At 64.3% G+C, this 25795-nt stretch carries 23 protein-coding genes and 2 pseudogenes; 9 read left to right on the top strand and 16 right to left on the bottom strand.

All coding sequences use genetic code 11. The features are described from left to right. Positions 1 to 118: 118 nt before the first annotated feature. The 3 genes from trpD to ACCQ04_RS02450 all read right to left on the bottom strand — a co-directional run bounded on the left by trpD (position 119) and on the right by ACCQ04_RS02450 (position 2659). On the bottom strand, positions 119 to 1156 hold the full coding sequence (gene trpD / locus ACCQ04_RS02460; protein ID WP_102255540.1) for an anthranilate phosphoribosyltransferase: 1038 nt from the start codon (positions 1154 to 1156) through the stop codon (positions 119 to 121). 116 nt (positions 1157 to 1272) lie between these two features. Next, positions 1273 to 1905 (bottom strand): flavin reductase family protein, encoded by a 633-nt coding sequence (locus ACCQ04_RS02455; protein WP_016902430.1) that lies wholly within the window; start codon positions 1903 to 1905, stop codon positions 1273 to 1275. Between the two features lie 175 nt (positions 1906 to 2080). Beyond that, a complete protein-coding gene (locus ACCQ04_RS02450) occupies positions 2081 to 2659 on the bottom strand; it encodes an anthranilate synthase component II (protein ID WP_016902431.1) in 579 nt (192 codons plus the stop codon). Positions 2660 to 3113: 454 nt separating this feature from the next. On the opposite strand from ACCQ04_RS02450, the gene ACCQ04_RS02445 reads away from it, so the two are divergent. After that, positions 3114 to 4694 (top strand): thioredoxin family protein, encoded by a 1581-nt coding sequence (locus ACCQ04_RS02445; RefSeq protein WP_226426935.1) that lies wholly within the window; start codon positions 3114 to 3116, stop codon positions 4692 to 4694. 96 nt (positions 4695 to 4790) lie between these two features. On the opposite strand, the gene ACCQ04_RS02440 is transcribed toward ACCQ04_RS02445, so the two are convergent. Both ACCQ04_RS02440 and dctA read right to left on the bottom strand, forming a co-directional pair. Next, complete coding sequence (locus tag ACCQ04_RS02440; RefSeq protein WP_184457380.1) at positions 4791 to 5954, bottom strand: mandelate racemase/muconate lactonizing enzyme family protein; 1164 nt, start codon at positions 5952 to 5954, stop codon at positions 4791 to 4793. A 28-nt stretch (positions 5955 to 5982) separates the two neighbouring features. Then, positions 5983 to 7299: a C4-dicarboxylate transporter DctA gene (gene dctA, locus ACCQ04_RS02435; RefSeq protein ID WP_226426936.1), complete on the bottom strand. Its 1317-nt coding sequence runs from the start codon at positions 7297 to 7299 to the stop codon at positions 5983 to 5985. A gap of 154 nt (positions 7300 to 7453) precedes the next feature. Between dctA and ACCQ04_RS02430 the strand changes: the two genes are divergently transcribed. Next, the gene (locus ACCQ04_RS02430) at positions 7454 to 8371 is read left to right on the top strand and encodes a LysR family transcriptional regulator (protein WP_051750189.1); all 918 of its coding nucleotides are present in this window, start codon (positions 7454 to 7456) and stop codon (positions 8369 to 8371) included. Positions 8372 to 8422: 51 nt separating this feature from the next. On the opposite strand, the gene ACCQ04_RS02425 is transcribed toward ACCQ04_RS02430, so the two are convergent. Further along, entirely contained in the window at positions 8423 to 9001 is a 579-nt protein-coding gene (locus ACCQ04_RS02425) for a TetR/AcrR family transcriptional regulator (RefSeq protein WP_039522468.1), read from the bottom strand. A gap of 112 nt (positions 9002 to 9113) precedes the next feature. Between ACCQ04_RS02425 and ACCQ04_RS02420 the strand changes: the two genes are divergently transcribed. Then, entirely contained in the window at positions 9114 to 9863 is a 750-nt protein-coding gene (locus tag ACCQ04_RS02420; protein ID WP_184457386.1) for an SDR family oxidoreductase, read from the top strand. A gap of 264 nt (positions 9864 to 10127) precedes the next feature. Here the strand turns inward: ACCQ04_RS02420 and ACCQ04_RS02415 are convergent, their stop codons facing one another. Beyond that, complete coding sequence (locus ACCQ04_RS02415; protein WP_184457388.1) at positions 10128 to 10868, bottom strand: NADPH-dependent F420 reductase; 741 nt, start codon at positions 10866 to 10868, stop codon at positions 10128 to 10130. A gap of 35 nt (positions 10869 to 10903) precedes the next feature. Beyond that, positions 10904 to 12232, bottom strand: coding sequence for an NtaA/DmoA family FMN-dependent monooxygenase (locus ACCQ04_RS02410; RefSeq protein ID WP_184457391.1), 1329 nt, complete (start codon positions 12230 to 12232; stop codon positions 10904 to 10906). Between the two features lie 192 nt (positions 12233 to 12424). On the opposite strand from ACCQ04_RS02410, the gene ACCQ04_RS02405 reads away from it, so the two are divergent. The 3 genes from ACCQ04_RS02405 (at position 12425) to ACCQ04_RS02395 (ending at position 16379) form a co-directional block, all read left to right on the top strand. After that, a complete protein-coding gene (locus ACCQ04_RS02405) occupies positions 12425 to 13009 on the top strand; it encodes a TetR/AcrR family transcriptional regulator (protein ID WP_065050354.1) in 585 nt (194 codons plus the stop codon). Further along, positions 12939 to 13811 carry an NADPH-dependent F420 reductase gene (locus ACCQ04_RS02400; RefSeq protein WP_226426938.1) on the top strand — a complete coding sequence of 291 codons (873 nt, stop codon included), beginning with the start codon at positions 12939 to 12941 and terminating at the stop codon, positions 13809 to 13811. Before ACCQ04_RS02405 ends, ACCQ04_RS02400 begins: the two co-directional genes overlap by 71 nt. 300 nt (positions 13812 to 14111) lie before the next feature. Next, positions 14112 to 16379 (top strand): methyl-accepting chemotaxis protein, encoded by a 2268-nt coding sequence (locus ACCQ04_RS02395; protein WP_184457393.1) that lies wholly within the window; start codon positions 14112 to 14114, stop codon positions 16377 to 16379. 179 nt (positions 16380 to 16558) lie between these two features. Here ACCQ04_RS02395 and ACCQ04_RS02390 read toward each other — a convergent pair. The 7 genes and pseudogenes from ACCQ04_RS02390 to rpe form a co-directional block, all read right to left on the bottom strand. Beyond that, positions 16559 to 16795 (bottom strand): annotated as a pseudogene (locus tag ACCQ04_RS02390) (fibronectin type III-like domain-contianing protein); the annotation flags it as partial. A gap of 80 nt (positions 16796 to 16875) precedes the next feature. Next, the gene (locus ACCQ04_RS02385) at positions 16876 to 17670 is read right to left on the bottom strand and encodes an SIMPL domain-containing protein (protein ID WP_184457395.1); all 795 of its coding nucleotides are present in this window, start codon (positions 17668 to 17670) and stop codon (positions 16876 to 16878) included. 27 nt (positions 17671 to 17697) lie between these two features. Continuing rightward, complete coding sequence (locus ACCQ04_RS02380; protein ID WP_184457397.1) at positions 17698 to 18765, bottom strand: threonine aldolase family protein; 1068 nt, start codon at positions 18763 to 18765, stop codon at positions 17698 to 17700. After that, positions 18765 to 20240 (bottom strand): anthranilate synthase component I, encoded by a 1476-nt coding sequence (gene trpE, locus ACCQ04_RS02375; RefSeq protein WP_046345463.1) that lies wholly within the window; start codon positions 20238 to 20240, stop codon positions 18765 to 18767. The genes ACCQ04_RS02380 and trpE overlap by 1 nt, the downstream gene beginning before the upstream one ends. 256 nt (positions 20241 to 20496) lie before the next feature. Continuing rightward, positions 20497 to 21426, bottom strand: coding sequence for a lipid kinase YegS (yegS, locus tag ACCQ04_RS02370; RefSeq protein WP_054592401.1), 930 nt, complete (start codon positions 21424 to 21426; stop codon positions 20497 to 20499). A gap of 232 nt (positions 21427 to 21658) precedes the next feature. Next, complete coding sequence (locus tag ACCQ04_RS02365) at positions 21659 to 22150, bottom strand: GNAT family N-acetyltransferase (RefSeq protein WP_226426940.1); 492 nt, start codon at positions 22148 to 22150, stop codon at positions 21659 to 21661. Further along, complete coding sequence (rpe, locus tag ACCQ04_RS02360) at positions 22147 to 22818, bottom strand: ribulose-phosphate 3-epimerase (RefSeq protein ID WP_102254998.1); 672 nt, start codon at positions 22816 to 22818, stop codon at positions 22147 to 22149. The genes ACCQ04_RS02365 and rpe overlap by 4 nt, the downstream gene beginning before the upstream one ends. A 123-nt stretch (positions 22819 to 22941) precedes the next feature. On the opposite strand from rpe, the gene ACCQ04_RS02355 reads away from it, so the two are divergent. After that, a complete protein-coding gene (locus tag ACCQ04_RS02355) occupies positions 22942 to 23784 on the top strand; it encodes an outer membrane protein (protein WP_226426941.1) in 843 nt (280 codons plus the stop codon). Between the two features lie 115 nt (positions 23785 to 23899). On the opposite strand, the gene ACCQ04_RS02350 is transcribed toward ACCQ04_RS02355, so the two are convergent. Further along, on the bottom strand, positions 23900 to 24229 hold the full coding sequence (locus tag ACCQ04_RS02350) for a J domain-containing protein (RefSeq protein WP_016901358.1): 330 nt from the start codon (positions 24227 to 24229) through the stop codon (positions 23900 to 23902). A gap of 207 nt (positions 24230 to 24436) precedes the next feature. On the opposite strand from ACCQ04_RS02350, the gene ACCQ04_RS02345 reads away from it, so the two are divergent. Beyond that, the gene (locus tag ACCQ04_RS02345; RefSeq protein WP_024938204.1) at positions 24437 to 25363 is read left to right on the top strand and encodes a phosphoribosylaminoimidazolesuccinocarboxamide synthase; all 927 of its coding nucleotides are present in this window, start codon (positions 24437 to 24439) and stop codon (positions 25361 to 25363) included. A 148-nt stretch (positions 25364 to 25511) separates the two neighbouring features. Next, positions 25512 to 25742 (top strand): annotated as a pseudogene (locus ACCQ04_RS02340) (hypothetical protein); the annotation flags it as partial. Positions 25743 to 25795: the final 53 nt, after the last annotated feature.

The following is a 25795-nucleotide window of genomic DNA, read 5'->3' as shown; positions in this document are numbered from 1 at the left end:
CCTGGCGGTCGGGCATTATCGGTCAAGACGGCCGCAACCGGCCGCCACGCGCCAGCCCCAGCATGCCAGCGGTCATGATCGGGATGCCGCCGCATGCCTGCCGGTGCAGTGGGAGGGGTCAGGCCTGTGAGGCAATCTGCCGGGTGAAGGCGACATAGGCGTCCAGTCTTGCACGTGCCGAGCCATCGGCCAGGACCGCACGCGCACGCACGACGCCCTCGGCGATGCTGTCGGACACGCCTGCCACGTATAGGGCGGCACCGGCGTTGAGCGCGACGATGTCCAGCGCCGGGCCGGGCACATTGTCCAGCACCTGCAGCAGCATCGTGCGCGACTGCGCGGCATCGGCCACCTTGAGGTTGCGGCTGGCCGACATCGCAATGCCGAAATCCTCCGGATGCACTTCGTATTCGCGCACCTGGCCATCGCGCAGCTCGCCGACCAGGGTGCCGGCCCCCAGCGAAAGCTCGTCCATGCCATCGCGGCCCCACACCACCAGCGCGCGCTCGGCACCGAGTTCCTGCAGCACGCGCGCCTGGATGCCGACCAAGTCCGGATGGAACACCCCCATCAGGATGTTCGGCGAGCCGGCCGGGTTGGTCAGCGGGCCGAGGATGTTGAAGATGGTGCGCACGCCCATTTCGCGGCGCACCGGCGCCACCACCTTCATGGCCGGATGATGCACCGGCGCATACATGAAGCCGATACCGGTCTGCGCCAGCGAGGCGGCGACCTGCTCGGGCTGCAGCTCGATCGCCGCGCCCAGCGCCTCCAGCGCGTCGGCACTGCCGGACTTGGACGAGACGCTGCGATTGCCGTGCTTGGCGACCTTGGCACCGCCGGCGGCGGCCACGAACATCGCGCAGGTGGAGATGTTGAAGGTATGCGAGCCATCGCCGCCGGTGCCGACGATGTCGACCATATGCCGGCGATCATCCACTTCCACGCGACGCGAGAACTCGCGCATCACCGTGGCTGCGCCGGCGATCTCGCCGATGGTTTCCTTCTTGACCCGCAACCCGGTGAGGATGGCCGCGACCATCATGTCCGAGACCTCGCCACGCATGATCTGGCGCATCAGCTCGACCATTTCGTCGTGGAAGATTTCGCGGTGTTCGATGGTGCGTTGCAGGGCTTCTTGCGGGGTGATGGGCATGGACGAGGACCGTGGCAAAACGTGGGAAAGATAGGCGGCAGCGAGCTTGGTCGATCAATGCTGGCGCTGCAGTCGCGCATGGCGGCAATGCCATGCAGCGACGCGGCGCGCAGCGCTCACTGGCCCGGGCGCCGCATGCGGAAGCGTGCCTGCGCCTGCACTTCGAAATAGTCGGCGGCGCCGCCGGCGCGCAGAATCGTCTGCACGGCTGCGGGATCGTAGATGCCGTCCTGCAACGCCGCGTGCGCCAGATGCACGCCGACCACTTCGCCCAGGACCAGCCAGGTTTCGATGGCCTGCCCGGCTGCGCTCTGCAGCGGCAATAGCTGGCTGAGCCGGCATTCGAAACTGACCGGACTGGCTGCCACGCGCGGGGCACCGATCAGCCGCGATGGCGCCATCTGCAACTCGGCCAGCACGAACTCGTCGACCTCCGCCGGCACCATCGCAGCACTGGCGTTCATTGCCTCGGCCAGTGGGCGCGTGGCCAGGTTCCAGCTGAACTCGCCGGTGGCTTCGATATTGCGCAGGCTGTCCTTGCGGCCGATGCTAGCGAAACCGACGATCGGCGGCACGTAGTTGAACGCATTGAAGAAGCTGTAAGGCGCCAGATTGGCGATGCCCTCGGCGCTGCGCGAGCCGATCCAGCCGATCGGCCGCGGACCGACGATGGCGTTGAACGGATCGTGCGGCAGCCCGTGGCCCTGGCCTGGTTCGTAGAAGTGGAAGCTGTCGCTGGCGGTGCTCATCGTGATCCGGATGCAGGTGTGAACGAAGCGAGGCGGGAAACCCGCCGCATGCTATCGCGTAGGTCATTGCAGGCATTGCGCGCATGGGTCGCTGGTGCATCGATGGCGCCGAAGACTGCATCGAGACTGACGAAGGTTACGGCGGCCCTTGCGACGTGCGCGCTGCGCATTTCGATCAACGCTGCAGGAAGTTTTTCAGCAAGGCCTGACCGTGCTGGGTCAGGATCGACTCGGGATGGAACTGCACGCCTTCGACCGGAAACTGGCGATGACGCAGGCCCATGATCTCTTCGATCGAGCCATCCGGATTCTCGGTCCAGGCGGTGACTTCCAGCGCGTCGGGCAAGGTGGTCTTGTCCACCACCAGCGAGTGGTAGCGGGTGGCTTCGTAGCTGTCCGGCAGGCCGGCGAACACGCCCTTGCCCTGGTGGCGGATCGGCGAGGTCTTGCCATGCATGATGTTGTCGGCGCGGATCACATCGCCGCCATAGACCTGCCCGATGCTTTGATGCCCCAGGCACACACCCAGGATCGGCGTGGTCTGGCCCAGCTGCTCGATCAGCTGCAGCGAGATACCGGCCTCGTTCGGGGTGCACGGGCCGGGCGAGATCACGATGCGCTCGGGCCTGAGCGCGGCGATCTGATCCACGCTCATCGCGTCGTTGCGCACCACCGTGACCTCGGCACCCAGCGCCTGCAGGTACTGCACGAGGTTGTAGGTAAAGCTGTCGTAGTTGTCGAGCATCAGTAACATTTCAGGCCTATCTCTTTGTTTTTAAAGGGCAACAGCCCGAAACAACCCGCCGATACCCGCCCTGATCCCTTTCAACCCGCCTGGATACCCAAGCGGCCGGGGAGCGAGCAACACCGAAGCATATCTTCGCACGGGCTCGCTCAGCGCTCCTGTGTGCGATCAACGCGATCAGCCATGCAGACGCGTCATCCACGCTGTCCCTCCCCGGACCACAGTGCTCCGACAGGTCCGGACCAGCTAGACAACTTGCACCTCACGCGCGGAACGCCGGCTGTCTCCAGCCTGGATCCAATGCTCGCCGCCATGCGTCCCTAACGATGCGTTCGGCGTGACGGCAGTTCGCATCCTCCGCTCCGGGCAAACTTGAAAGACGTGATGCTTCGAGAAATTGGCATGCGTGGAGGTGTTTCCAGACAACCGCGCTCAGCTGACCTCCATCACGCAAAGGCTTCCCATGGCTCTGTCGTTTCGTTCGCCGTCCCCCACGCTCATCGCTCTTTCCGCGTTGCTGGCAGCGCTGACGGCCTGCGACAGATCAACGCCGTCGGCGGTATCGGCGCCGCCCGCGGCAGCAACGCGGCCTGCAGCGGCGCCCGCGATAAACTGGCATGAGGGGAATGTAGAAAAAGCCCTGGAGGAGGCCAGGAACACCGGCAAACCACTCCTGTTGTACTGGGGCGCCATCTGGTGCCCACCGTGCAACCGGCTCAAGGCCACCACGTTCAAGGACCCGGGGTTCATCGCGCAGACGCGGCAATTCGTGGCAGTGCATCTGGACGCAGACCTGCAAGAAGCCCAGACCTGGGCCGAACGCTTCGGCGTCAGGGGGTATCCCACGGTCATCCTGCTACGCCCGGATCGCAGCGAAATCACCCGGCTGGTGGGCGACAGCAGTACCGCCCAGCTTGTCGATAGCCTGCGCGTTGCAGCTCAATCCACCGCGAGTACAAAGCAGATCCTGGAGCGGGCGCTCAACGCTCCACAAACGCTAAAGCCGGACGAGTGGACTCTTCTCGGCAATTACAGCTGGTTGCAGGACGACCAACTGGTCGATGCAAAGGCTGCGCCCGCCACCCTGGCTGCACTGGCGAAGGCGGCACCACAGCCGGCCTTGCAGCGTCGCTTCCAGCTGCTGGCAGTAGCTGTCACCAGGCAGAAGCCCGTCGTAAGCCCGGCGACGTACACGTTGCTGCAAACCGTGTTTTCCAACCCGTCAGAGGTGCGCAACAATCTTGATGTGCTGGTGCGTGGTGCTGCCACGCTGGTTGCTTCTGCGACCGACGATCCGGGCAAACGTGCCGCATTGTCCAGGGAGTTCAATCAGGCGTTGGCGCAGGCCTATGCCGATCCCACCTTGCCCATCGTTGATCGTTTGCGGACCGGGTATGCCGAGATCGACCTTGCTCGCCTGGCACAGGGACAGCCGACCAGAGCGGAAATGAATAAGCCGCAACCTCCGCTGCCTGCAGACGTGGTCACGACCGTGCACCAGCGCGTGCAGTGGGCGGTGACGGAAGCCAAGACCGATGAAGAGCGTCAGTCCACGATTACAAGTGCTGCCGGCTTGTTGGCGCTGGTGGGCGATAACAAGGGATCTGCGCAATTGATGCAGGCCGAGTTGACGCGTAGCAAGACACCGTCCTACTACATGCCCTACCTGGGTATCCTGGCCGAACAGCGCGGTGACACCAAGGCTGCGCTGTCATGGTTCAAGCAGGCCTACGATTCGAATGGTAGCCAGGGGACCGTGGTTGAGCGGGGCATGACCTATCTGGATGCGCTGGTCCGGCTCAGCCCGGAGGACGGTACAGGTATCGAGACGCTTGCAAGCCGAGTGATCGGCGATCTGGCGCGGCAATCCGATGGCTATCTCAAAGACAATCGCCAGCACTTCGAGGAAGTCGGCGCATCACTGAAGACCTGGAGCAAGCAGAGCCCGACAGGCAGCGCAGTCCTGACCCGCCTGCGCCAGAAGGCGCAGACACGTTGCGCCGACGGGAACAAGCCAGCCGCCTGCGCCGACTGGCTGGGGTGAGGCGGGGCATAGTCCTGATGCGCCTGCGAAGGTCGGCACAGGCACGCCCCGCGCAGGTGGTTCGCCCATCAGAAACGCAGCCAATGCCATCCCGTCCTATTCGGCCAGCTCACGCATGACCTTGATCAGGTCGGACTTGCCCTCGAAGCCGATACCCGGCAATTCCGGCATCACGATGTGTCCATCCTGGACCTTGACGCCATCCGGAAACCCGCCATATGGCTGGAACAGGTCCGGGTAACTCTCATTGCCGCCCAGACCCAGGCCTGCGGCGATGTTGAGCGACATCTGATGACCACCGTGCGGGATGCAACGTGCGGGCGACCAGCCGAACTGCTCCAGCACCTCCAGCGTGCGCAGATACTCGACCAGGCCGTACGACAGCGCGCAATCGAACTGCAGGTAATCGCGGTCCGGGCGCATGCCGCCGTAGCGCAGCAGGTTGCGTGCATCCTGGTGCGAGAACAGGTTTTCGCCGGTTGCCATCGGCCCCGGATAGAATTCGCTCAGGGCGGCTTGCAGCGCGTAGTCGAGCGGATCACCGACTTCCTCGTACCAGAACAGCGGATAGTCGCGCAGCATCTTGGCGTAGGCGATGCCAGTCTCCAGGTCGAAGCGCCCATTTGCATCCACCGCCAAGCGGGCCTGGCTGCCGATTTCCTCAAGCACCGACTCGATCCGGCCGCGGTCTTCGTCAATGGACGCGCCACCGATCTTCATCTTGACCACGTTGTAACCACGGTCCAGATAGCCGCGCATCTCCTTGCGCAAGGCACTGTTGTCCTTGCCCGGGTAATAGTAGCCACCGGCTGCATAGACGAAGACGCGCGGATTGGCTTGCCGGCCTTTCATCTGCGCCAGATAGCGGAACAGCGGCATGCCGGCGATCTTGGCGGTCGCATCCCAGATCGCCATATCCAGCGTGCCCACTGCGACGGAGCGCTCGCCGTGACCACCCGGCTTTTCGTTGGACATCATCGCCTTCCAGATCCTGGACGGATCCAGATTGTCGCCGGCGTCGTTGCACAGCGATGCACTGTCTGCCTCCAGGATGCGATCGCGAAAGCGCTCGCGTATCAGCCCGCCCTGTCCATAGCGCCCATTGGAGTTGAATCCGTAGCCGACGACCCGACGGCCGTCGCGCATCTGATCGGTGACCACCGCCACCAGACTGGCGGTCATCTTCGAAAAATCGATGTAGGCGTTACGGATCGGCGAGGAGATCGGCTTGGTGATTTCAACGACATCGATGATACGCATTGGGTGGTCTCCCGCAGGTTGGTGTGAGTTATGGATCGGTTGAAGAGGCTGCGACAGGCATGGGCTCGCCCGCTTGTTGACGACGCATGATTTCCCGGGTCTTGGACAGATCCAGCGCGCCATCCCACTTGGCAATGGCGAGCGTGGCGACACTGTTGCCGATCAGGTTGACCACCGCCCTGGCCTCGTTCATGAAGCGATCGACGCCCAGCAGAAGCACCAGCCCCGCAACAGGCACCGTGTCGATGGTGGAAAGCGTGGCGGCCAACGCAACGAAACCCGCGCCAGCGACACCCGCCGATCCTTTCGAGGTCAGCAACAACACCCCAAGCAAGGCAATCTGTTGGTAGACCGGCAGCGGCGTATTGGTCGCTTGCGCTACAAAGATGGCTGCCATGGTCAGGTAGATACAGGTGCCGTCCGCATTGAAGGTGTATCCGGTGGGCAGAACCAGGCCAACCGTCGATTTGCGCACGCCGGCCAGTTCGAGCTTCATCATCATGCGCGGCAGCACGGCTTCGGTGGAACAGGTTCCGAACGTGACAAGTATTTCGTCCTTGATGAACCGGAGAAGGTGCAAAAGTGGAAAGCCCGTCCACCGTGCGATCGCTCCCAGCACCACAAACACGAACAGTGCCGACGTCACGTAGACGGCCAGCATCAAATGCCCCAGCGACCACAGGGTGGCGAGGCCATACTTGCCGATCGTGAAAGCGATGCCCGCACCGGCGCCCAGTGGCGCGAGTCGCATCACCATGTTGATCATCTTGAACAGTGCCTGCAGCCCGTTATCGATGAGATCGACCAGGGGCTTTCCACGCTCGCCCAGCTGCAATAGCCCCACTGCAAACAACACCGATACCAGGATGACTTGCAGCATGCTGCCTTTGGCGAAGGCGTCCACCAGCGTGGTGGGAATGATGTTCAGCACAAAATCGATCATGCCAGCATCGTCTTTTGCGCGATCGACATACTGTCCGATCGCACTACTGTCGATCGAACCGGCATCGATGTTCATGCCCTCGCCGGGGCGGATGATGTTCACCACGACAAGACCAATCGCCAGCGCGAGTGTCGACACGACCTCGAAATAAATCAGCGCCTTGATGCCGGTTTTTCCGACCTCTCTGACGCTTCCCATCTTGGCGATCCCGACCACGACCGTTCCAAAGATGATCGGTGCCAGAAGCATCTTGATGAGCTTGATGAAACCCTCCGCAACAGGCTGCAAGACCACACCCAGATGCGGCCACACGTAGCCCACCAGACCGCCAATGACGATGGCGATCAGGACCTGCACGTAGAGTTGGCCAAGCACCTGTCTTATGCCACTTTGTTTCTGCATGATCGCCCGCTCCCGTCGACATGCGAACCCACCGGAATTGCCGCTTGCTGGACAACCTGCCTGTGGAGGCGTTGCAAGCTCGAGTCGGAGCGTAAGTGCCAGCGCCCAAACGCTGCCAATGCCTTTTTTATGCGCTTGATGCACAATCGGCATCATGGAACTGACATGGCTCGAAGACTGCTTGGCGTTGGCTGAGACCCTGAATTTCTCGCGCGCCGCACAACGTCGCTTTGTCACCCAGCCGGCCTTCAGTCGGCGCATTCATGCCCTCGAAGAATGGTTGGGCACGCCGCTGTTCACGCGCTCGCGCAAGGAAGTGCTGATGACGCCGGCCGGCGAAGCGTTCGTTCGCAAAGCATCCGGGTTGGTCTCGGGTATTTACGCTGCGCGGCAGGAAACACTGGAAGTGGCCGGGCGACACCGGCCTGCGTTAGCGTTCCTCGCCACCCATGTTCTTTCTTTCACGTTCTTTCCGGCATTTGTCAGGCGCATCGAATCAAACACCGGTATCGGTGCGTTTCAGCTGGTCTCCGACACGCTCAGGGCGTGCGAAAAATTGATGCTGCAAGGGGCAGCGCAATTCCTGCTCTGCCACCATCATCCGCGGATGCGTCTTGGGCTGGACACGGAACAGTTCGAGCGGGTTGTGGTCGGCAACGATGTGCTCCAGCCCTTCAGTGCAGCGAAGGAAAACGGCGACGGCAGTCCGCGTTGGTCGCTTGCCTCAACCGATGCAATGCCCTTGCTGTCCTACAGTGCAGATTCCGGCCTGGGCCGCATCATCGCCGGGCATCCAGCGTTCAAGGATGTGGAGCCGCGCCTGACACCTGCGCTCACTTCCGATCTTGCAGCGACCTTGCTGGCCATGTGCCGCTCTGGTGCCGGGATCGCGTGGCTGCCGCGCACACTGGTGGAAGAGGACCTCGCCAAAGGGCTGCTGGTCCATGCAGCGCCCGGCGACACGCACTGGGATATCGGCATGGAGATCTGCCTGATACGTCACACCGGCGGCTTACCCCGGCAAGCCGAAGACATGTGGGAAAAGCTCAAGCAAGGCAAGCTGGAGACCTAGCGGGTGCGGCATGCGCGCTGCTGCGCGCTTCGAATCCAGCGCTTGCCGCCACTATCCGCCTGCGGGCCGTCCTGGCGCTCCCGCGCACAATCCTTCCATCACCGTCTCCATGAGCCAGGCCAGGCGTGGCTGCCAGTTCTCGGTGGCGTCGATCTGCCAGATCCCTGCGATCGCCAGGAAAAACTTGTCCGTGGTGATCCCTGGACGAATCGTTCCGGCCTTCTCGTTGGCATCCAGCAGCAATTGGGCGGCAGCGATCACGGGGGCATAGCCTGCGTTGCCTGCGCACTCCTTCGCGTTGGCGACAACCCGAAGCGCATCCGCCAGGCCCGCCTTGGTAATGGCGTATTCGGCCAGACGGTTCATCCACTCGCGTAGCGCCTGCTCCGGCGGACGCGTCTTCAGCAATTGCTCGGCGAACCCGGTGACCTGCAGCATTTCATGGCGATAGACCTCTACCACCAAGGCCTCCCGCGTCGGGAAGTGGCGGTAGAAGGTCCCTTGCCCGACGCCCGCCTTCTTGGCGATTGCGCTCAGTGGCACATCGGCCGAGCGCACCAGCTCCGCAAGCGCCACGGACAGGATGCGCTCGCGGTTTTGCAGTGCATCGGACCGCGTTGGCTTTTCCACACCCTGCTCCTCACTGAAATTATTGACAAACGGACAGTTGTCCGCCAACGTTTCAGGGCAAGCGGACTGTTGTCCGTTTGGATTCTACCCCTTCCGTACCCAGGAAACATCCATGAAGAACAGCGGCAACACCATCCTCATTACCGGCTCGACCTCTGGCATCGGCCTCGGACTGGCGCTGCGGCTCCAGCAGGCTGGCAACATGGTCATCGTGTCAGGGCGAAAGAAAGCGCTGCTGGATCAGATCACTGCCGAGCATCCAGGCATCGAGGCAATCGAAATCGACGTTGCGGACGCGGACTCCATCGTCCAGGCCAGCCGCGTGGCGGCCGAGCGCTACCCCGCCTTGAATGTGGTGATCAACAATGCCGGCATCATGCCGAGCGAGAACGTCTTCAAGCCAGAGTCCTTGCAGGCTGCCGAAGAGGCGATTGCCATCAACCTGCTCGGCACCATCCGCATGACCTATGCATTCTTGCCGCAACTTGCCGGCAACAACGACAGCGTCATCATCAACGTCAGTTCCGCGCTGGGCTTTGTGCCGTTCCCGGCTGCAATGACCTACAGCGCCAGCAAGGCCGCGGTGCACTCGTTCACCGAAGCCTTGCGTGTGCAGCTGGCCGACAGCACCGTGCAAGTCGTGGAGCTGGTGCCTCCGGGCGTTCGCACCAAACTGTACGGCCAGGGCAACGACGAACATGCCATGCCCCTGGACGAATTCCTCGACGAAGCACTGGCGCTGCTGCATGCAGAAAACACGCCAAAGGAGATTGTCGTGGAACGCGCCAGGTTTCTTCGCGATGCGGCGGCCAATGGCAGCTACGACGAGATGCTGGGAATGCTTTCTACCGTCAAGTTCTAGGGCTGGCGCAGAACATCCAACTCGTCAGCACGGCGCCACCGCCGTGCTGACGCCGGTCATTCACCCGTGGCGCATGAATGGCTGCAAGGCTGCTACCGCGAGATGCGCAGGCATGTTCGCCGCGCGCATCCAGTGCTTCCAGGTGAGCGCCTTTGAGACCTTTGCAGCGCGCGGACCATACCGGTGCGATGTGCAACCGGCTGGATCCATTCGGGTTGGCACCCGCTCCTCGCGAGGGTTCTTCCGATCCCCTGGAAACGGATCTCAGCGCGGCGCGGTCACTGCCCGATTGCGCGCAACGATCGTCTCGTGACTTGGCGGTGCGTCGGCGCCAAAGAACTCGGCCATCAGTGCATCGCGATGACCCGGTGCATCACCCTTCACTGCGGCCTTGAGCGCTGACGCCAGCTCAGCGGTCGGAAGCTCGGTGCAATACGCAGGCGTGCCTGGCTGCTGCCGCCATGAATCTGCAAGATTTCCCGCGTCGACCGAGTCGAACCCGGCAGCGTCGAGCAGTTGCTGCGCGATCGCCTTGCCGGCCGGACTGTCGCCTGCCACCGGGATGGCGATCCGGTTCTGCGTGCTTGCGGGCTTGCCGCGCTCAGCCAGTGTCCTGGCGAGCACGGCGTTGAATGCCTTGATGATGGGCCGACCAAGCTGCTCGCTGGACCAGACACTTTCCAGCTTGCCGCCGTCGACTTCCGGGATACTGGTGCCGAGCTGCGGGTAGTAGTTCGAGGTATCGATCACCACCACCTCTGCGGGTACCGTGGAGAACAGGCCGGCAACCTCGGGGATCCGGGCGAACGGGATGGACAGCACGATCACCTCGACGTCCTTGACCGCCTCTTCAGCGGCGACAGGCTCGGCGCCGATCGTTTCTGCCAATTCGCGAATGCTGTCGGGGCCTTTTGAACCAGCCAGTTTGACGACATGCCCGGCCGCGACGAATTTGCGTGCCAGGGTGCCACCGATATTGCCTGCGCCAATGATGCCGATGTTCATGTGTGCTCCTTCCGATGTGTGTGACGTGCTGCGGCTCACGCAGTGATGCGTGGATCGCGCCCGTATTGGGCAGGTGCGCCCAGGTGGTCGCGCAGCGTGGTGCCCCGGTAATCGCGATGGAACAGACCGCGTTGCTGCAGGATCGGCACGACTCCATCGACAAAGGCATCGATGCCGTCGTCATTGATATCCGGTGAGATCCAGAAACCATCGGCCGCACCTGCCTCGAACCAGGCCTGCATGTGGTCGGCCGCCTCGACCGCCGGGCCCACAATCACCGGGTGATAGTCGATGACGCCATGGGCCAGGATGTCGCGCAGGCTCCAGCCCTCCCGCGCGATCTGCAGCGCCTTTGTCGAGCGAGGATCATGCGGCGACGGGCGTGCCGCAGCCAGTTGCGCGGGTGACAGAGGCCGCTCGAGTGCAGCAGGATCCAGACGTAGCCCGAGCATCTGTTGCAGGTAACCCAGCCGCTGAGGAAACGTCTGCGCGGTCAGTGCAATCCGGCGATCCAGTGCCGCACGGCGATCCTGCGCGATTGTCGTCATCAGCCCTGGAATGAACTTGATCTCGTTCGGGTCGCGGCCGGCCTGCTTGGCGGCGTTGCGGAAGGCGGTGCGTTGCGCGCGGGCATCTTCAATGCTGAAACACGCACCGATCACAGCACTGGCATAACGTCCGGCCAGCTCCAACGCATTGGGACTGCCGCCGGCATGGAAGATCACCGGCTGGCCCTGCTCGGAGGGTGGTATGTACAGCGGTCCGCGGGAGCCGACGAACTTGCCTTGCAGGTTGATCGGCGCAATTTGCCTGGCGTCGGCAAACCGGCCAGAGGCCTGGTCGTGCAGCCAGGCATCCTTCCCCCAACTGCCCCACAACGCCTGCACCAGTTGCACGAACTCGTGCGCACGTGCGTAACGATCCGCGCTGGGCGGAATTTTTCGCCCGTAGTTCGCGGCGACATCCTCGCCACTGGAGGTCACCGCATTCCAGCCGGCACGCCCGTGGCTCATGATGTCCAGCGCCTTGAATTGCCGCGCAAGATTGAACGGCTCGTTGAACGTCGTGGAGCCGGTGGCCACCAGACCGATACGCTCGGTGCCGCGCGCAACGGCAGCCAGGGTCATCATCACGTCCAGGTTGAAGTGAGGCGCTTCGTTGTCGATATCGGCCACCGCGCTCGGACCGTCAGGCAGGAAGATGAACTGGAATTTCCCACGCTCGGCGGCCTGCGCCTGACGCACGCGGGCATCGAAGCTGGTGTAGTTGGTCGGATCCACCCACGGCATGCGCCAGGCTCCCGGCTGAGACCCGTAGCCATTGCCCAGGTGCAGGCCAATGATCATCGTCTTGGAGTGGCTCATGCGTTCCTCGATCTGCAGTGGTGGTGCGTGCGTCCGGCGGTGGCAACCGGCGGAGACGGCGACGGCCGATCGCCGCCCGCAGTCTCGAAACCTCCCGGTTCAGAGTGCCCAGCAAAAAGGAGACACGCTCCGTTTGTGTCGGGAAATATATGGAGATACACTCCGGATATCAAGAGCCAGACTAACCGACCCATGTCCTCCGACGTTCAGCCACGCCCTCCCCGCGCCGATGCCCAACGCAACAGGACCCATATTCTCGAGGTCGCCGGCAACGCCTTTGCCGAGGAAGGCATCGACGTGTCGATGGACAGCATTGCCAAGCGCGCAGGCGTTGGCCCGGGGACCTTGTACCGGCACTTCCCCAGCCGCGACGCCCTGCTGGCAGCGCTACTGGAAACGCATTACGCCAACCTCGAGCAAGCACGCATGGCCATCAGGGCAGAAGAGCACGACCCGGGGCGTGCGCTGCAACGATGGATCGAGGCGTTGGGAAACTGGATGAATGCCTACGAAGGTCTTCCGGAGCCGCTACGGGCCGCATGGTCCCAGCCAAGTTCGGTGTTGATGCCGACCTGCCAATCCGTGGTCGAGGCCTCAGGCGTGTTTCTGCAGGCTGCACAACGCTCTGGTCAGGCGAGGGCATCGTTGACTGGCCGCGACATCTTTCTTGCCGCGCTTGCGATCGCCTGGGCAGGAGCTGCCAGCGGTGACGCGGACAGCGACGCGCGGCAGGCGCTGCAGGACGTGCTGCGCTCGGGCTGGGCGCTTCCTGCGTGAAAGGCACTTCCCTCGCCCCGCAAACCATCCCGCTCTCTACACAGAAGAACGCATCATGAAGCTAGGCATTATCGGCACCGGCCATATCGGCAAGACGTTGGTGAAAAAGTTGAGTTCGCTCGGCCATGAGGTCAAGGTTGCCAACTCGCGTGGGCCAGAGACGATTGACCTGCAACTGCTGTCCTCGGGCGCTCGCGCGGTGACTGCGCAAGAGTGTGTGGTCGATGTCGATGCCATCATCCTTTCGATCCCGTTGAACAGGATTCCGGAGTTCAAGCCGCTGCTGGCGCAGGTTTCAAGTGATGTCGTACTGATCGATACGTCCAACTACTACCCCGCGCGTGATAGCAAGATTGACGCGATTGAAGCGGGCCAGGTCGAGAGCCTGTGGGTGGCTGAGCAATTGGGTCGCCCGATCGCCAAGGCATGGAATGCGATCGGGTCTGGTTCGCTTGCCGAGAAAGGCCAGCCGGCCACTGCGCCCGGCCGTATCGCCATCCCCGTGGCGGCTGATCGCGACAACGATCGCGAGGTCGCGATGGCATTGGTGAATGACACCGGCTTCGACGCGTTTTATTCGGGCCAGCTGGCTGATTCCTGGCGCCAGCAGCCAGGAGCGCCTGCGTATTGCACCGATCTGACCAGGAGCGAGATGGGCGATGCACTTGCCAGCGCCGACCGCAGCCGACTGGCGAAACGTCGCGACCTTGCCGTGGCGGTCATGCAGGAAAGGCTGGGCGACTCCGCAACCAATCCCGATGCAGGCTTCGGCGCCCGGATCAGTAGAGCCATCTACATGTAGCCAGGCAGGTCGGCAACATCGCCATGTAGTCAGCGCGTTTTAAAACGCAGGCAGGTGTTGCCGAGCCTGAGGATGGCAAGACGGCGGCACGGCGAACAGCGGTTTGTGCCAGGCGTGCAGCCGCCCGTCCTGACTTGCGTCAGGAGCACCCCGACAGCTCGGGCGTTTTCTGAAGGGTGCGATGATAATTTAGTGACAGACATTCCAGTTTTGGACAAGGACGCCGTTATTGGGGAACCGGTGCCAGGCTCGCTAACAGCGTGGAAATCGATGCCTCCACTGATCTCTTCTGGGACGTCCATGATCGCCTTTCTTCAACGCTTCAACGTCGGCCACCGCCTGGCCGTTGCATTCGGAATCCTGATTCTTCTCTCAGGCCTGCTGGTGGCCACCGGCCTGAGCACGATGGCGAACGCACGCGCGCAGCTGGACTTCATCGTTCTCGACCGCACCGCCAAGATCCAGATCGGCAACGGCATGCTGGATGCCAACTCCTCGCTGCTGATCGCACTGGGCACGTATGCCATGGCGACAAGCGAGGAGCTCAACACCGAAGCGCTCAACACCATCAACGCCCAGCGCCAGCGCTACCAGGAGCTGCGCACCAGGCTGGATACGCTGTCCAGCTCGGAGGAAGGGCGGAAGATCCGTAACGAGATGGACGAGCGTCGGGCGACTTCCGTGAAGTTCAACGACGAAGTCATGGCACTGGCCGCCAAGAACGAGAACGCGCAGGCCCAGGACATCCTCAGCGAACAGGCGCGGCCTGCCACGCTCGCCTGGCAGGACAAGATCCGCGAGCTCGTCACCCGGCAGGAAGGACAGAGCAGACAGGCCTACGCAGAAGCAGTCCGGTCGATGGATCGCGGCAAGCTCCTGCTCATCCTCGGCGGTGCCGCGGTCGTGCTGGTCAGCAGCCTGCTAGCCTGGCTCATCACCCGCAGCCTGACCCAGCCGCTGGCACGCGCCACCAACGCAGCCGAGGCGATCGCCAATGGTCAGCTCGGCAACAACGTGCAGACACAGGCCAAGGACGAGACCGGCCGCTTGCTGCGCGCCATGCAGGGCATGCAGACACAGCTGCAGGCCCTTTTGACTGCACAGGGCGACATGGCCAAGCGCCACGACGAAGGCCAGACCAGCTTCCGCATGGATGCCCAGGCCTTCCCGGGCGACTACGGCCGCATGGCCGAGGACACCAATGCGCTTGTGGCCTCCCACCTGGCCGTGCAGTCCAACCTTGCACGGATCATGGGCCGCTATGCCATCGGCGACCTGAGCGAGAGCATGGAGCGCCTGCCCGGTGAGAAGGCCGTGCTGACGCAGACCATGGACGAGGTCAAGGCCAACCTGTCCGCAATGAACATCGAGATCAAGCAGCTGGCGCAGGCTGCCGCGGACGGTGACTTCACCGCGCGCGGCGATGCCGAGCGTTTCCAGTACGATTTCCGCATCATGGTGGAGAGCTTGAACCTGCTCATGGCCACCGCGGACAGCAACCTGCAATCGCTGTCTTCGCTGCTGCAGTCCATCGCCGCAGGCGACCTGACCGCACGCATGACCGGCGAGTTCAGGGGTGTGTTCGCGCAGATGCGCGATGACGCCAACACCACCGCCGCGCAGCTTGCCGAAATCGTTGGCCGCATCCAGCAGTCGGCCGTGTCGATCAATTCGGCGGCCAGCGAGATTGCCGCCGGCAACCAGGACCTGTCGCAGCGCACCGAACAACAGGCGGCCAACCTGGAGGAAACCGCTGCCTCGATGGAAGAACTCACCTCCACCGTGCGCCAGAACGCCGAGCACGCACGTCAAGCCAACCAACTGGCGATCGGCGCGGCAGGCGTGGCGTCCCAGGGCGGCGAGATCGTGAGCAAGGTGGTGGGCACCATGGCCGGTATCGAGGCCTCGTCCAAGAAGATTGCCGACATCATCAGCGTCATCGACGGAATCTCGTTCCAGACCAATATCCTGGCCTTGAATGCCGCCGTGGAAGCGGCACGTGCCGGCGAACAGGGGCGCGGATTTGCCGTGGTTGCCTCGGAAGTGCGCACGCTGGCCCAACGCTCCACCGCTGCGGCGAAGGAGATCAAGAGCCTGATCGACGATTCGGTCGAGCGGGTCGCCGAAGGCTCGACCTTGGTGCATACCGCAGGCGCCACGATGGCCGAGATCGTAGCCAGCGTGCAGCGCGTGACCGACATCATGGGCGAGATTTCCGCGGCGTCGCAGGAGCAGTCGGCCGGTATCGAGCAGGTCAACATCACGGTCACGCAGATGGACGAAACGACGCAGCAGAACGCAGCCCTGGTCGAGGAAGCGACGGCTGCAGCACGTGCGATGGAAGAGCAAGCGACGCAGCTGACCGAGGCGGTGGCGGTCTTCAAGATCGACGGACAGAAAGCTGTTCCGGTCGGCGCAGCTGCTGCCACATCAGCCATTGCGAACTCCGGCAGCAGGAAAACGGCAGCGCCCCTGAAGACACCTGCAAAGGTTGTTCCGCACCGGGCACCACGCAAACTCGAGTCAGTCACCGGCGCAACAGACGGCGCAGGCTGGCAGGAATTCTGACCAAGCCGCGGTGGGCCCGGATTTCCGGGCCCACCCGCGTTCTGCTCTTACGCATCATTGCGCAGCACGTGATCCGCGTGGGCGGTCGTACCGACCGCCCGGGCAAAGGTCATCATCGGACTTCAGACGCAAACGGTGCTCGAGGTCATGAACATCGACCAACGTCACCGCACGTCACCTTACTCCATCAACTCGAAGCTCGCCGTCAGTCCTGCAGCTTCAGCCGATGGCGCCACCCACACAGCGAATACATCCGGCTCCACGATCGGTTCCAATGCCTGACCGATGAACAACAGGTCCGCACGCCGCAACACGAACTCCACCGGCGCGCTACCGCCTGCTGGTACCGCGAGCTTGCGGAAATCCTTCAGTTCCCGCACCGGCCGGTTCACGCTGGCGCTGCGGTCGCGCACATACTACGGTTCGCGCACCCCGGTGGGCAGGCGCTCCCCATGTCATGGACGCCCTGCGCGCAGACGACCCGCACGGCAGCGACTCATTGCGCGATCAGGAAGACCGCATAGATGTTCTCGGTGTAGGTGATCGTGCCGGTCAGCAGGCTTTCGCCGAGGCCTTGCACCTTGCCATCTGCACCAGGTGGCGGCGGCGGCGGCGGTGGGGGTGCCGGTGGCGAGGGCGGCGAAACCACGGAGCTGGGCGTTGGCGCTGCAGGCGCAGACCAGGTGCCGGCTTCGACGCCGTAGGCAAAACTGGGCGCCACATCGGAGATGCTGTAGATCCCGGTCAGCCGCACGCCGTAGGCGCTGGCCAGCCCTTGGGCGGATTCCCGCGATTGCGTTGCGGCTTCGCGTTTGAGTTCGGCGCGCAGCTTGGCCGCATCGGCGTATGCACTCTGCATCGACAACACCTGGACATTCTCGTTGGCCTCCAGGCCACCCAGAAAGGCGCGCACGTCCTTCAGGGACGAGAAGGTGCCGCGGATCTTGCGCTCCACGCGGGTCCCCTGGAACACCGACTTGCCATTTTCGTAGCGCGACTGCGGGGAGATCGACAGCGACGAGGCATAGAGCGAATCCATCAGCACGTGGTTGCGTCGCAGGCCGTCCAATACCGATCGGGCGCGTTCCTCGACAAATTTGCGCGCCAGGTCAGGCTGCAGATCGGTGTTGCTGACCTTGAGATCTAGGATGAAACGGTCCGGATCAACCGTCCGCGAGGCTTGGCCCTTCACCAGCAAATGCGGCTGTGACGGCAGGCTGTTGACCTGCGCTGTCGCCGCGAGCGGCAGCATCAACAGGCTTGCGAAAATCCAGAGGGCAACTCGCTTCATCGGGGTCTTCCTTGATGAGATAGATGGTTATGGATGCATGGCCGAATGACTGAGCGCTGCGAAGTCCGCGCAGAGCCGGTCGACCGACGCGGCCGTGGTCGCCCACGAGGTCACGAAGCGGATCACCTGACTGCCATCGGCGCGCACTTCCCAGCGCTCGAAGTCGTAGCCTTGCGCCAGCTGCGCGGCCTGCTGCGCGCTGACGGCGATGAACTGCTGGTTGGTCGGCGAATCGCTGGTGAACTGCGCGCCAGCGGCCAGCAATCCCGCGCGCAGGCGCTGGGCCATCGCATTGGCGTGTGCGGCCAGCTCGAAGAACAGGCCATCTTCGAACAGAGTGGCAAACTGCGATCCCAGCAGCATGCCCTTGGCCAGCAGCGCGCCGCGTTGCTTGATCAGGTAGCGGAAGTCGGCCTGCAAGGCAGGAGTGACGATGACCAGCGCTTCGCCGAGCAATGCGCCGTTCTTGGTGCCGCCGATGTAGAACGCATCGGTCAGCGCGGCGATCGTGGGCAGATCCAGATCGTTGCCCTCGGCGGTCAGCGCGGCGCCCAGGCGTGCGCCATCCAGATACAGCAGCAGATCGTGCGCGCGACAGAAACGCGACAGCGCCTCGAGCTCGGCACGGCTGTAGATGGTGCCACTCTCGGTGCTGTTGGAGATGTAGACCAGGCGCGGTTGCACCATGTGCTCGTTGCCGTGCACATCCAGCAATGGCTGGATCAGCGCCGGGGTCAGCTTGTCGTGCAATGCGGGTACGGTCAGCACCTTGTGGCCGGTCGCTTCGATGGCGCCGGTTTCGTGCGTGGCGATGTGCCCCGCTTCCACCGCGATCACCGCCTGATGCGGGCGCAGGAACGCCGCGATCGCGGTCAGGTTGGTCTGGGTACCGCCGACCAGCAAATGCACCTCGGCCTGCGCCTGCGCGACTGCGCTGCGGATCAACGCAACCGCACGCGCGGTATGCCGATCGGTGCCGTAGCCGGCGTTCTGCTCGGCGCTGGCCTGCGCCAAGGCCTGCAGCAGGCGCGGGTGCGCGCCCTCGCTGTAATCGTTGCGGAAGCTGATGCGCGCAGCGTTGCCCTGCCCGTCCATCACAGCCCCTTGGCCGCCTGCGCGACCGCACGGAACAGCGCGCGACCCTTGTTCATGGTCTCCTGCCATTCCAGATCCGGGTCGGAGTCGTAGACCACGCCGCCGCCGGCCTGCACGTACAGATACCCATCCTGGATCACCGCCGTGCGGATCGCGATGGCGGTGTCGGCATCGCCGTGCCAGCCGATGTAACCGACCGCGCCGGAATAGACGTTGCGCTTGACCGGCTCCAGTTCGCGGATGATCTCCAGCGCGCGGATCTTCGGCGCGCCGCTGACGGTGCCGGCCGGGAAGGTCGCACGCAGCACGTCGCTGTAATTCAGGCCGGCCTTGAGCGTGCCGGTGACCTCGCTGACGATGTGCATGACGTGGCTATAGCGTTCGATCACGAACTGCTCGCCCACCTTGACCGTGCCCGGTTCGGCCACGCGGCCGACATCGTTACGACCGAGATCGATCAGCATCACGTGCTCGGCGCGCTCTTTCGGGTCGGCCAGCAATTCGACTTCCAGCGCCTTGTCCTGCTCGGGCGTGGCACCACGCGGGCGGGTGCCGGCGATCGGCCGCACGGTGACCACCCCATCGCGCAGGCGCGCCAGGATTTCCGGCGAGGAGCCCACCACCTGCGTGCCGCCCACATCGAGAAAATACATGTACGGCGAGGGATTGAGCGCGCGCAGCGCGCGATACACATCCACCGGACGCGCACGGAACGGCACGCGCAAGCGCTGCGACGGCACCACCTGGAAGATGTCGCCGGCGCGCACGTATTCCTGCGCCTTGCGCACCACCGCGTGATATTCCTCGCGGGTAAACGAGGAGTGGAAGTCCGACTCGTCGATCGCATCGGAAACCTGCGCCTGCGGATACCCGGCACCGCCCTGACGCAGCCGGTGCGCCAGTTCGTCCAGGCGCCGGTTGGCGCGCACATAGGCCTGCGGCTGGCGCGGGTCGGCGTGCACGATCAGGTACAGCCGATCCTTGAGGTTGTCGAACACCGCCAGCTCTTCGGACAGCATCAGCAAGATGTCCGGCGTGCCCAGCTCATCGGGTTTGTCGCCGCTGCCCAGGCGCGGTTCGATGTACTGGATGCACTCGAAGCCGAACCAGCCGACCAGGCCGCCAGTGAAGCCGGGCAGGCCGTCGAGCTGCGGCACCGAATGCTCCGCGCGCAAGGCGTCCACTTCGGCGAGCGGATCGGCGACCTCGCGGGTTTCCAGCACTTCGCCGTGCTCGCTGATTTCCAGCGTATGCCCGCGGAAGCTGTACACGCGCCGCGCCGGCAGGCCGATGATGGAATAGCGCCCGAAGCGTTCGCCACCTTCGACCGATTCGAACAGATAGGTGTAGGGGCCGTCGGCGAGCTTCAGATAGACCGACAGCGGCGTGTCCAGGTCGGACAGCACTTCGCGGACGACGGGAATACGGGTGTGACCTTCAGCGGCCTGGCGCTGGAACTGCTCTGCAGTGATCAAGACGACTTTCCTTCCGGGACTCTGTGGCGGGGCGGACGACGGCAACGGGCCACCATCGCCACCAGCGGCGAGCGGAAGAGAAGGAGCGTGGAGTCGTCAAGCGGGACACGTCCCTACTGTAGCGCAACTGCCGCGCCAGGGCAGCAGGCCCGAGGCGAAAGCCAAGCAAATTGCGAAGCCGGGCGGGCCAGCCTGGCGCAGAACAGCCAGCCCACGCTCTACCGATTCCCCAATCCCGATTCCCGACTCCCCACCCTCAAGCGCTCCGCAACGGGCACTCCACCGGCAAATGCATCCGCAACCGCGCCGGCACGCATTCGATGCGGAAATGCAGCGAGGTCTCCGGCTCGCCATCCAGGTTCAAGGTCAGCGGCTGATGGGCGACGATCTCCAGCCACGGCAGCCGCGCGCGCACGGCCACACGTTCCAGCGCGGCCTGTTTGCCGCCGGTGACCAGCGTGCCGAGGGTGGCGGCCACTTCGCCGTTGAGCGCGGGCACGATGGTGACGTCGAGCAGGCCATCGTCGATCAGGGCCTCCGGGCACAGCGCCTGGCCGCCGCCGGCCTGGCGCCCGTTGCCCAGGCCAAGCGCGATGAACTCGCCTTCCCAGCTGAAATCCGGGCCGCTGAAGCGGGCGCTGATCGGGTCGATGCGGCCCAGCCGCGACATGCCGGTGATCAGATACGCCAGGCCACCGAGCATCTTCTTCAGGCCTTCGTCGGTTTCGACGGTGACCTGGGTGCCGAACCCGCCACTGGCGACGTTGGCGCACCAGTGCGGGCCGTGCTCGGCGTCGATGCGCAGCAGGTCGATCGGCTCGGCAGGGCGCTCGGCAATCAGCGTCAACGCAGCGAGCGGTTCGATCGGCAGGTTGGCGGCGGTGGCGAAGTCGTTGGCGGTGCCCAGCGGCACCAGGCCCAGCGATGGCAGCGTGGCGGCATCGGCGGTGTGATGCGCCAGCGCCGCGGCCACTTCGCTCAAGGTGCCGTCACCGCCGGCCGCGATCACGGTGTGGGCGCCGTCGGCAACCGCTTCGCCGACATAGCGCTCGGCATCGCCGTCTTCCCAGGTGACCCGCACCTCAAGCTGGATGCCACGCTTGCGCAGCGCTCCCACCGCCTCACGCAGGTCCAGATTGTCGGTGGACTTGCCGTTGAGGATCAGACGCCAGTGGGACGCGGCCATGCACGCTGCCAATGCTGTGGGGGTGGTGGACGCAGGCTAGCAGCGGCCCGCTGCGCGCATCGTGAATACGCAATGTCGCCGGGCTGTCATCGGCATGTCACCGAGAACCCGGAGAGTGGAAGGCCATAGCAGGGACGACGGGCGGAGGCAGGATCAGCCTCCAATTTTCTCGAAGGCCGCTCCAAGGGGAGCGGCCTTCTCTTTGCGTGCCGCGGCGGCGCGCAGGGCGCGCTCAGGCGCCGGCGGCGAACGCGACCAGGCGCTCGCCGTCGAGCCGGTAGACGGTCCAGCCGTCCATCGGGCGCGCACCGGCCACCTGATAGAAGTCGATGGCCGGTTGGTTCCAGTCCAGCACCGACCATTCGAAACGCCCGCAGCCACGCTGCACGGCCAACCGGGCCAGGTGCCGCAGCAAGGCCAGACCGGCACCCTGCCCGCGCGCCTGCGGGCGCACGAACAGGTCTTCCAGATACAGGCCGTTGCGGCCGAGCCAGGTCGAGTAATTGAAGAAATACACCGCAAATCCCAGCGCCTGGCCGTCCTGCTCGCAGATCAGCGCATGCGCGGTGGCGCCCTCGCCGAACAGGCTGGCGCGCAGGTCCTGCGGGCTGGCCTTGACCGCATCGGGCTCGCGTTCGTACACCGCCAATGCAGTGATCAGCTCATGCAGCAGCGCCACATCGTCGGGCGTGGCGGCGCGGATCTGCAGCGCAGGCGCGCTCATCGCACCGCATCCACCGCCGCGCGCATCTGCGCGATCACCTGCGCATAGTCGGGCGCGTTGAAGATCGCCGAGCCGGCGACGAAGGTGTCGGCACCGGCGGCAGCGATCGCGCCGATGTTGTCGGCCTTGACCCCGCCATCGATCTCCAGCCGGATCGGCTTGCCCAGCGCGTCGATCTTGTTGCGGATGGCGCGCAGCTTGTCCAGCGCCGAGGGAATGAAGGCCTGCCCGCCAAAGCCGGGATTGACCGACATCACCAGCACCAGATCCAGCTCGGGCAGCACCCAGTCCAGAATGTCCACCGGGGTGGCCGGGTTGAGCACCAGGCCGGCCTGGCAGCCGTGCGACTTGATCAGCTGGATCGTGCGATGCACATGGCGGCTGGCTTCGGGATGGAAGCTGATGGTGGTGGCGCCGGCCTCGGCGAAGTCCGGCACGATGCGGTCCACCGGCTCGACCATCAGGTGCACGTCGATCGGCGCGGTGATGCCGTGCTTGCGCAGCGCCTGGCACACCATCGGGCCGATGGTGAGGTTGGGCACGTAATGGTTGTCCATCACGTCGAAGTGCACCCAGTCGGCGCCGGCCTTCAGGACGTTGTTCACTTCCTCGCCCAGACGGGCGAAATCGGCGGACAGGATGGACGGGGCAATCGCCGTCGGTTGCATGGGCAGCTCGTCAAGGAACGGAAAACACATTGTCGCAGGCGCGCAAAGCCAGTGCATCCGCAGCGGTCCAGCCTGCGTATGCAGCTGAACCGGCGCACCGCGCCCTTTCGCCAAGGACACCGCATGAAGACCACCCCGCTCGCCTCCGCTGCGCTTGTTTTTTTGATGGCCCTCGCCCCGTCCGCCTGGGCCCAGACCGGCCCGGCCGACTGGTCAGGTTTCTCGATCGGCGCCAATGTCGGCGGCGCCGACGTCAGTGGCGTTTCCGGCGGCCGCTTCGGCTTCGACACCAACCTGGACGGCCGCGACGGCGACCAGGTCAGCACCCCGACCGGCGCCGATGCCTTCTCGCCCGGGTTCTGCGGCGGCGCGGCGGCCGGGCGCACTCCGGCCAGCGGCTGCAGCAAGGACAAGGGTGGCGCCGAATACGGTGCGCGGCTGGGCTACGACTGGCAGGCCGGCAACTGGGTCTACGGCGTCGTTGCCGAGTACACCCGTAACGACCTGCGCGATAGCGTCAGCGCCTTCAGCACCACCCCGGCGTTCTACACCTTCACCCGCCAGCTCAACCGCACCGCCGCACTGCGCGGCCGTATCGGTTATGCCTTTGGCGCGCAGGGCGACTTTCTGGCCTATTTCACCGCCGGCGTGGCACGCGGCGAGTTCGACCACAGCTTCTCCAGCAGCAACACCGCCAACAGCTTCACCAGCAGCGGCGGCGACAGCGCCGACGGCTACCAGGCCGGCCTGGGCCTGCAGCGCCGCCTGAGCGACAACGTCTCGGTCGGTGTGGAATACCTGTTCACCCGCCTGCAGGACGAAGACACCCGCGTGCGGGTCGGGCCGGGTACCGCGCCGGCGACCAACCCGTTTCTGCGCGTCAATCCGGCCGGCACCGACCTGCGTCGCAGCGATACCGACTTTTCGTCGAATGCGGTGCGCCTGACGGCGACCTATCGCTTTTGAGTGCTTAGCGTCCGAGTGACCGCGCCTGACCTGTCATGGGTCGGGCGTTTTCATTTGTGGCGCCCATGCCGACCCTGTGCGGGTGCCTGGCAGCGATATTGCAGCGTAGGCTGGATCAGCGTTTGCGCAGCCGCTGGATCCGATCGTAGGCCGCATTGATCTGGCTGGCCTTCTTCTCCGCCTGGCGGCGTGCTTCCGGCTCGGCGTTGGCCACCTTGTCCGGGTGGTAACGCGACATCAGCCGGCGGTAGGCCAGGTCGATCTCGGCGGTGGTGGCGTCCGGCTCCAGTCCCAGCGCTTCGTACGGGTTGTCGGCGCGGCGCTTGAACCAGCCGGCGTCCACCGCATGCCCGATCGCCAGGCCGATCATCAGCCCGAGTACCGGCGCGCCGCGGAACAGCAGGGCGCCGGCCAGTGCGCCGAGCAGTTTTCCGTACCAGGACATGGGCAATCGGGGGCGGGAAGGCGGGCTGGCGATCTTACCCGAACGCCCGCCCGGCCTGGCTGACGCGGCATGCACGCCGCCCACCGGGGCGGCCCCAATAAATACAGCGGCGCGCGCCGAAGCGCCGTACACTACGCGGCCCGCTGCCCACCCGCGGGCCCGCCGGGTCCCGGGGACAGCGTCATTGCGACGTCCTTAGGAGTGCCTGTGTCGACCACGCTGTTGCAATCCGATCTGCCCGGCCTGCCGTTGCGTCACCGTGGCAAGGTCCGCGATGTCTTCGACATTCCCCGCGAGCGCCTGCCCGCCGACGCGCCCCCGGGCGATTATCTGTTGATGGTGGCGACCGACCGCCTGTCCGCGTTCGACGTGGTGCTGCCCGACCCGATCCCCGGCAAGGGCGAGATGCTGTGCCAGGTCTCCAACTTCTGGTTCCACAAGACCGAACACCTGATGCCAAACCATCTGGTCGACATCAGCGTGGAGCAGGTCTTGCCCGAGGGCGTGGACCCGGCGCTGTATGCAAAGCGCGCCGTGGTCACGCGCAAGCTCAAGCCGGTGCCGGTGGAAGCGATCGCACGCGGCTACCTGATCGGCAGCGGCTGGAAGGATTACCAGCGTACCGGCAAGATCAGCGGCATCGAACTTCCCGACGGCCTGCGCCAGGCCGAGAAACTGCCCGAGCCGATCTTTACCCCGTCGACCAAGGCCGCGGTCGGCGACCATGACGAAAACATCGACTTCGATGCGATGGTCATGACTGTCGGCGCCGAGCTTGCCGAACGCGTCCGCGATGCCACCTTGCGCATCTACCGTTTCGCCGCCGATTTTGCCGCCGAGCGCGGCATTCTGCTGGCCGACACCAAGTTCGAATTCGGCACCGATGCCGATGGCCGCCTGTACATCATGGACGAGATGCTGACCCCGGACTCGTCGCGTTACTGGCCGGCCGACCAGTACGAACTCGGCACCAGCCCGCCCAGCTACGACAAGCAGTTCGTGCGCGATTATCTGGAAACCCTGGACTGGGGCAAGACCGCACCCGGCCCCAGCCTGCCGGCAGAAGTGATCGAACGCACGCGCGCAAAATACGCCGAGGCATTGCAGCGGTTGGCGGGTATTTCGGTCGATTGATCTCCAAGGCCCCGCGTCCGGGGCTTTGAGGCTGTAGTAAAGCAACAATGGCGGGCAGCGCTCTTTATTGAGCGCTGAAGGACGCACCTGACGCGGTCTGTTGCCCAGAAAAGTCGCAATGGCGCTCTCATACTTTTCATTCCGCAGCCGCGTCGGACAGAAACCTCCGTATTACCGCGTCATTGCGATTCCTGCAGACAGCGTCGCCGGATGCAAGAACAACCCGGCATGCGGAACATATGGCGACAGGCCGATCCAACGCTCGAAGACCGCCACTGGCGAGAGCTGAAATGTTGCCGCGCCGGGCCAGTATGTCGGCGACTGCGCGCAGGGATGGGTGGGTGCGGATGCACTCGATGTATTTTCAAACGGGATATAGTCAGCCGCGCCATACCGGATAAATCCCCGGCCAAACCATGATCAAATCATCAT

It is taken from the genome of Xanthomonas sp. NCPPB 2866, from assembly GCF_041475745.2.
Lineage (GTDB): Bacteria > Pseudomonadota > Gammaproteobacteria > Xanthomonadales > Xanthomonadaceae > Xanthomonas > Xanthomonas arboricola.
The sequence above is the reverse complement of the archived record's forward strand: the minus strand, read 5'-3'. Positions and strand labels throughout refer to the sequence as shown.